This window comes from Mycolicibacterium austroafricanum, from assembly GCF_000612725.1.
Classification (GTDB): Bacteria; Actinomycetota; Actinomycetes; order Mycobacteriales; family Mycobacteriaceae; genus Mycobacterium; species Mycobacterium austroafricanum.
The window spans coordinates 1-993 of record NZ_HG964469.1 but is presented as its reverse complement, the minus strand read 5'-3'; the positions used below and the strand labels follow the sequence as shown (position 1 = coordinate 993).

The 993-nt window shown below is 63.6% G+C and carries 2 protein-coding genes; both read left to right on the top strand.

Translation table 11 applies throughout. The features are described from left to right. The first annotated feature begins 131 nt into the window (after window positions 1-131). Complete coding sequence (locus BN976_RS31895) at window positions 132-608, top strand: hypothetical protein (RefSeq protein WP_036368749.1); 477 nt, start codon at window positions 132-134, stop codon at window positions 606-608. A gap of 103 nt (window positions 609-711) precedes the next feature. Next, window positions 712-993: phage major capsid protein (locus BN976_RS31890; RefSeq protein WP_036377830.1), on the top strand; the 282-nt coding region annotated here is incomplete at its 3' end.

Below are 993 nucleotides of genomic sequence, written 5' to 3'. Positions count from 1 at the left end.
CCCGAGACGGGCCGCCCCATCCGAATGCGCACCGGCGCACTGACCTACATGATGACCCCCGCCGAAGCCATCGCACTCGCCACCGACCTAGCCGACGCAGTAACCCGACTCAGAGCACAGGAGAACCAACAATGACCGACGACGCCACCACCGAGGCAACCGAACCCACCAACGCTGAGGCAGATGACCTTTCTCTGCCATCGCAGGAAAAGGGGTACGAAACAATACGTACCCCTGACGAGTCCGATTTGGAATCGGGAAACCCTGAAGGGTCAGATCCGGAATCCGACCCCGACGTGTTCCCCCGCGAGGTCGTCGAGGAGTTGCGCCGCGAGAACGGCAAGCACCGCCAGCGCGCCCAGAAGGTCGCCCGCCGCCTCCACGCCGAGTTAGTTCGCGCCACAGGGCGATTGGCCGACCCTACTGATCTGGAGTTCGCCGAGGACCACCTCGACGACCCCGAAGCCCTCACCGCAGCGATCGACGAACTCCTCGACCGCAAGCCGCACCTGGCGAGCCGCCGACCGATGGGGGACATTGGGCAAGGTAACCGCGGCTCAACCTCGGAGCCGTTCAGCCTGCTTGGTCTACTGAAAGAGCACACATAGGCGGTAAACTGCACAACGAGGGCCTGGCGCCCGGTAGCACCACCGATTGACGTCCTGGCGACGTGTCGAATCCCCATCAACGACACAACGTTAGGACTCAATCGTGGCCATCGAAGTCACCTCCGCTAATTCCACCCTCATTCAGTCGCAGGTAGCCAACCTGCTCGTCCAGCCCCTCGAACAGGCATCGACATTCCTGGCCGCCGGCCCCGTGGTACTGGACTCCTCCAGCCCCGTCCGGGTGCCCCGCGTCGCCAATGGCGTCACCGCCGGCTTCGTCGCTGAAGGCGCCCAGATCAGTGACGGGGACGTCGCATTCGACGAGGTAACGCTCCTCCCGTCGACCCTCAAGGGCCTGAAGGTTCTGGTGAAGCTCTCAAACGAG

Excerpts from the sequence above, each read along its gene's own strand:
- BN976_RS31895 (WP_036368749.1), top strand. The coding sequence starts at position 132 with ATGACCGACGACGCCACCACCGAGGCAACCGAACCCACCAACGCTGAG.